This window comes from Blautia sp. HA3515 (assembly GCF_059933065.1).
Window position 1 is genome coordinate 1 of the sequence record NZ_JAYFUY010000096.1, and the last position, 5,829, is coordinate 5,829.

At 43.6% G+C, this 5,829-nt stretch carries 4 protein-coding genes, 2 pseudogenes and 1 riboswitch; of the genes and pseudogenes, 5 read left to right on the forward strand and 1 reads right to left on the reverse strand.

The features are described 5' to 3' along the window. Positions 1 to 93 precede the first annotated feature (93 nt). From R1Y93_RS08480 to R1Y93_RS08500, 5 genes and pseudogenes are all read left to right on the forward strand, one after another. On the forward strand, positions 94 to 306 hold the full coding sequence (locus tag R1Y93_RS08480) for a sensor histidine kinase (protein ID WP_500822479.1): 213 nt from the start codon (positions 94 to 96) through the stop codon (positions 304 to 306). Between the two features lie 13 nt (positions 307 to 319). Next, positions 320 to 775 (forward strand): sensor histidine kinase, encoded by a 456-nt coding sequence (locus R1Y93_RS08485; RefSeq protein WP_500822480.1) that lies wholly within the window; start codon positions 320 to 322, stop codon positions 773 to 775. Next, positions 762 to 2,453 (forward strand): type 2 periplasmic-binding domain-containing protein, encoded by a 1,692-nt coding sequence (locus R1Y93_RS08490; protein WP_500822481.1) that lies wholly within the window; start codon positions 762 to 764, stop codon positions 2,451 to 2,453. The genes R1Y93_RS08485 and R1Y93_RS08490 overlap by 14 nt, the downstream gene beginning before the upstream one ends. Positions 2,454 to 2,631: 178 nt before the next feature. After that, positions 2,632 to 4,024 (forward strand): annotated as a pseudogene (locus R1Y93_RS08495) (MATE family efflux transporter). Between the two features lie 126 nt (positions 4,025 to 4,150). Further along, positions 4,151 to 4,252: riboswitch (NiCo riboswitch) on the forward strand. Positions 4,253 to 4,368: 116 nt separating this feature from the next. Further along, positions 4,369 to 5,281: pseudogene (locus tag R1Y93_RS08500) on the forward strand (cation diffusion facilitator family transporter). Positions 5,282 to 5,412: 131 nt separating this feature from the next. Here the strand turns inward: R1Y93_RS08500 and R1Y93_RS08505 are convergent. Continuing rightward, positions 5,413 to 5,829, reverse strand: a 417-nt coding sequence (locus R1Y93_RS08505) for a PQQ-binding-like beta-propeller repeat protein (RefSeq protein WP_500822482.1), incomplete at its 5' end; no start/stop codon positions are given.

A 5,829-nucleotide genomic window follows, 5' to 3' on the forward strand; every position in this document is an offset into this window, starting at 1 on the left:
TGAACCAGGTAAGCCAGGGGGTACGGGAGAGTTGCAGTCTACAGCGACTCTGAAGACAGAAGTAGGACTTTTGATCCCGGGGGCTTCCAGAGTATGATGGATGAGATCAACCGACTGTTTAAGGAGGTTTATGAAAGTAAGATTGCTTTGAAGGAGTTTGAGCTGAAAGCGCTTACTGCACAGATCAATCCCCATTTCCTGTATAATTCCCTTTCTATTATCAACTGGATGGCGATCCGCAGTGACCAGACAGAGATCAGCAGGGTAACACTGGCTTTGTCCAGGCTTTCATCGTACCGCTCTTAGCAAAGGCAAGGAGATGGTTACTGTTGAAAGCTGTATCCCGAATATTGAGGCATATCTGGAGATCCAGCTGGTTATGCATGACAATGATTTCAGAATAGAATGGAAGATCGATCCTGATGTAAAAGGGGAGATCGTTCCCAAGCTGCTGCTTCAGCCTGTGGTAGAGAATGCGCTGGAGCATGGTCTTGATGTAAAGGAAGAAGGAGAAAAGATCCTGAAACTTTCCTTTGTACAGGATGGAAATGATGTTCTTATGATGGTAGAAGATAATGGAGCAGGTATGGATCAGGCAGAAGCAGAGACCCTGGTCACATATCAGGCTGTAGGATATGGCCTGAAAAATGTAAATGACCGTATCTGTCTCTTGTATGGAGAGGATCATAAGATCCGTATTTATAGTAAGAAAGGCGAAGGAACCCGGGTGGAGATGCGGATTCCGAAGGGAGTTTTACAAAGTGAGAAACAGTAAGAAAGTCTTTGCTGCCATTGCTGCAGCGAGTGTAGTTTTGGCATTTTCAGGCTGTGCAGGTGGTTCTGAAATAAAAGAAAAGTCCGAAAAGTCAGCAGCAGATGTGGAAGAAGAATGGAAAAAAGCTGCAACCACACCTTATGGGAAATATCCGGAGAAGGTTACGTATACGCTGGCTCAGATGAACGGTGCCAGTAATTCCAATCTGCCTTCAGGGGATACTTATGAGGACAATGAATATACCAGATATTTGAAAAAGATGTTGAATATTCAGAACGAGAATGTTTACATGGAGAGAGAGGATCGGTACAATGAAGGAGTCAATGTACTGGTTCAGGATCGTAATATTCCGGACGTTATGGTAGTGGATGACCGGGAAACACTGAATTATTTAGTTGAAAATGATATGATCGAAGATCTTTCCCAGGTATATGAGTCCTGTGCCACGGACAGGATCAAGGAAATGTATGACAGTTATGGCCCTGCACTTCTTGCATCCGGTACTTATGACGGGAAGCTGATGGCATTGCCTGAGACTGTGATCGATCATGGTCCTTGTTTCTTGTGGCTTAGAAGGGACTGGATCAATCAGCTGGGGCTTGAGGAGCCTGAAAGTTTGGAAGATGCATTTAACATTATTGAAGCTTTTGTAGAGAATCGGATGGGAACGGAGGAAGGAGAAGATCCTATTGGTCTGATTTGTGACAACGTTTTTGTAGGTTCCACCAGCGCCAATTATTCCATAGATCCTATTTTTGATCTGTTTGGAGCCCATCCAAGGAAATGGCAGATTTGCAGTGACGGACAGATCATTTATGGGTCTCTTACTGCATCCACCAAGAAAGCCATTTCCTATATTCATAATCTGTATGAAAGAGGGATCATTGACAAGAATTTTGCATTAAGAGAGCAGAATAATCTGCGGGATCTGGTGGTAGAAGGAAAATGCGGCGCTTTCTTTGGATTGTGGTGGACCCCTAATAATCCCTTAATGGATGAAGTGATGAACAATCCGGATTCTGACTGGGAGCCATATTATCTGGTGCACAGGGATGAGGATTATGGAACAGACTTTTATAATTCTTTCAGCGACAATAAATATGTGGTGGTCAGAAAAGGATATGAGCATCCGGAGATCGTTATGAAGATCGTCAGCGTACTGTTTGACTATAGCAGATATGATGCGGATGATGCAGATGAAGTGAATGGATATTTTGCATTGAATGTAGATCCTACCGCAAGGCCGCTTGTGATCAATGTGGATTATTATGATGCTACTTATATAGCTACTAAGGATATCCGTAAGGCGATGAATCGTGAGATCACAGAGGACAAGCTTTCCGCACTGGAGGAGTCTTATTATACGGCATGTACCAATTATCTTACCAACTACATGAAAGGGGAAGCAGTAAATGCAGAGGACTGGGCTGCGTACAAATCCAGGATCTCGGCGATCGGCCTTTTGGTAGATCACGGTTATGAGCCGCCTACGATCCAGTATCTGGCAGGATCGGATGGAGAAGTTCCCCAGACCCTGCAGAATCTGGAAAAAAATGCCTTTATCCAGATGGTTATGGGAAATCAGCCTATGGATTATTTTGAAACCTTTGTGGAAGAGTGGCTGGATCAGGGAGGACGGGAATTATCCCGGACGATCCAGCAGGAAAACCAAAAGTAATCAGTAATGGATTGATTTGGATACAGTAAAATAACCTTTGACAGATTATTATAAATTTGCCAATGATTATTTTACTGTATCTTTTTATTTATATGCGAAAACGCTTGCAATTGTTACCGGCATCATGTAGTATAGCAGATACTATGGGTGAGGAGGAAATGAGATGGAAGGAACCAGGATGAGGATGAGCTTCCGGCAAAAGTTCATCGGTGATAAAGCCTTTTATAAAATGGTTTTGGCTGTAGCGGTGCCTATTATGATCCAGAATGGGATCACGAATTTTGTGAGTATGCTGGATAATATTATGATCGGCCGGGTAGGGACGGAGCCGATGTCAGGGGCAGCGATTGTGAATCAGCTGCTCTTTGTTTATAATTTGTGCATTTTTGGCGGTGTTTCCGGAGCTGGTATATTTACGGCTCAATATTTTGGACAGAAAGACCATGAGGGTGTACGGCAGACATTCCGGTATAAGCTGTGGCTGGCGATGGGATTGACTGTGATTACATTTTGTCTTTTTATCACCTGCGGCAGTTCCCTGATCGGTATGTACCTGAATGGAGAGGGGACAGCCCAGGCGCTGGCAGCAACCAAGGGATATGGTCTTGATTATCTTAGGATCATGCTTTTCGGACTTCCTGCTTTTATGCTTGTACAGATATATTCCAGTACACTTCGTGAATGCGGTGAGACAGTGCTGCCTATGAAAGCCGGTGTAACTGCAGTCGTTGTGAATCTTGTATTTAATTATTTTCTGATCTATGGTAAATTTTTCTTCCCCAAACTGGGGGTAGAGGGAGCAGCCATTGCTACCGTACTATCCAGGATACTGTGGAGGTTGTCATTGTGATCGGATGGACTCATACACATCATGAGAGAGCGCCTTTTGCAAAAGGTCTGTACAGTACACTGAAAGTGCCTGCTGTTCTTACTAAGAAGATCCTGATCAAGGGAACACCACTTCTTCTGAATGAAACCTTGTGGGCGGGCGCAATGGCTATGCTGGCGCAATGTTATTCTGTGAGAGGACTGAATGTGGTGGCTGCCAGAATATCTCCAATACAATAAATAATGTATTTAACATTGTATTTATTGCTCTGGGAGATTCAGTCGCCATTGTAGTAGGACAGCTTCTGGGAGCCGGGGATATGAAAAAAGCCAGGGATACAGACAACAAGATGATCGCTTTTTCTGTATTCTGCTGTACCGGGGTTGCCCTTTTAATGCTGGTGCTGGCTCCGTTTTTTCCAAGGCTTTATAATACGAACCAGGAAGCAAGGGGGCTGGCTGTACAGTTTATTATGGTAATGGCTGTATTTATGCCTGCCAATGCCTTTTTGCATGCAGCCTATTTTACGCTGCGTTCCGGTGGTAAGACCATCATCACTTTCTTTTTTGACAGTGTATTTGTATGGTGTATTAGTGTGCCGATCGCTTATGTGCTCAGCCGGTATACCCAGCTGCCTATCATCGGGATTTTTGCAGCAGTGCAGAGTGCGGATCTGCTGAAGTGTGTAGTAGGATATACACTTGTGAAAAAAGGAGTCTGGCTGCAGAATATTGTTTCATAACAGGTGTATTTTTATTGCTTCATGACAGGTATTTTTTTCTTGACAGAAGAATATGCTTGATGTAATATTATCTAAATCTCTTTGCACTGCATTACGTCTCTTATTTAGAAACAGAATGCGAGATCAACAGTACAAACTGAGCAGGCGATGCCGATTCTAGCGGCATGGGCGCCGGGCTGCGTAAAGCGGCAGCGGATGTGAGACTTATTGCACATCTGTGGGACAGTGTATGTTCCGCAGGTGTGTTTTTTATTTAAAAGAATGACAGATCTGTGGATGCGCTGCGTGGTTTAATGTATGTGCCATAACGAGAGACCATATTGTATTGTTTAGGAGGTCTTATTATGGAACAGGAAAACAAAGAAAACGGAAGCCAAACTCAGCAGAAGATTGCTATGAGAGTTTCCGGAGTAAGTATTACAGTGAATCTGGTTTTATCCTTGTTTAAACTTCTTGCAGGTATTCTGGCTCATTCAGGAGCTATGCTTTCAGATGCAGTACATTCTGCATCTGATGTGATCAGTATCCATCGTGGTGATCATTGGAGTGAAGCTTTCCGGCAAGAAGTCAGATGCAGAGCATCAGTACGGCCATGAAAGGCTGGAATGTGTGTCTGCGATCATTCTGGCAGGATTGCTTTTTGTCACAGGTGTGGGGATCGGCATGAGTGGGATAAAGAGCATCCTTGCAGGTTCCAAAGGGCAGAAGATCATGGAACCGGGACTTCTTGCCCTGATAGCTGCAGTTGTTTCCATAGCGACGAAGGAGTGGATGTTCTGGTATACCAGAGCAGCGGCGAAGAAGATAAGTTCCGGTGCATTGATGGCAGATGCATGGCATCATCGTTCCGATGCCCTGTCTTCTGTTGGATCTTTTGTTGGTATTCTAGGCGCAAGGCTGGGATGTCCCATTATGGATCCTGTTGCCAGCGTGGTGATCTGTATTTTCATTTTGAAAGCAGCAATTGATATTTTTAAGGATGCAATAGACAGGATGGTAGATCATTCCTGTGATGAGGAGACGGAAGACAAGATGCGTCAGGCTGTTTTGGAAGTACCAGGAGTAAGAGGGGTAGATGTTCTTCAGACCAGGCTCTTTGGATCAAAAATATATGTGGATCTGGAGATCTCCGCAGATGGGCAGCAAAGCCTGAATGATGCCCATGCCATTGCAGAAAGAGTACATCATATGATCGAGAATACCTTCCAGGATGTAAAACACTGTATGGTACACGTAAACCCATATACAGGTAAATAAATAACAGATAACCAAAATAAATAACTAAAACAAATAACAAAATAACCATTGAAAAAGCTGCAGAACTGATAATGCTCAGTTTAACTACACTTTGTTCAATGGTTATTTTATTTCATTCTCTTATTCTGATTTTATTCTAATTTCAGGCCGCAGATCCTGCAGTCCCGGGTTCCTACAACCATATAATTATTGTATATAGCTGGTGATGCCTCGATGGCTCCACTGGAAATCTCATTTTCATCCAGAAGCTTCCCGGACTTTCCGTCCAGAAGATAAGCCTTTCCACCACAACTGCAATAAAGCACCTTACCTGAACCATCGGAATTGTATACACATACAGGAGAAGACCAGGCATAATATGCTTTATGTTCCCACTTGATTTCACCGGTCTTTTTGTCAAGACAAGCCAGTACACCATCATACTGAGCACCGGTTTTGGCTACGGTCACATAAATATAGTCAGACAGCTTCTTCTTTCCTAAAGCAATGGTTGATTGCACACCACCGGATACACCGTCATCAGAGTAACATTCATAGGAAGTTTTCCA

Excerpts from the sequence above, each read along its gene's own strand:
- R1Y93_RS08480 (WP_500822479.1), top strand. The coding sequence starts at position 94 with ATGATGGATGAGATCAACCGACTGTTTAAGGAGGTTTATGAAAGTAAG.
- R1Y93_RS08485 (WP_500822480.1), top strand. The coding sequence starts at position 320 with ATGGTTACTGTTGAAAGCTGTATCCCGAATATTGAGGCATATCTGGAG.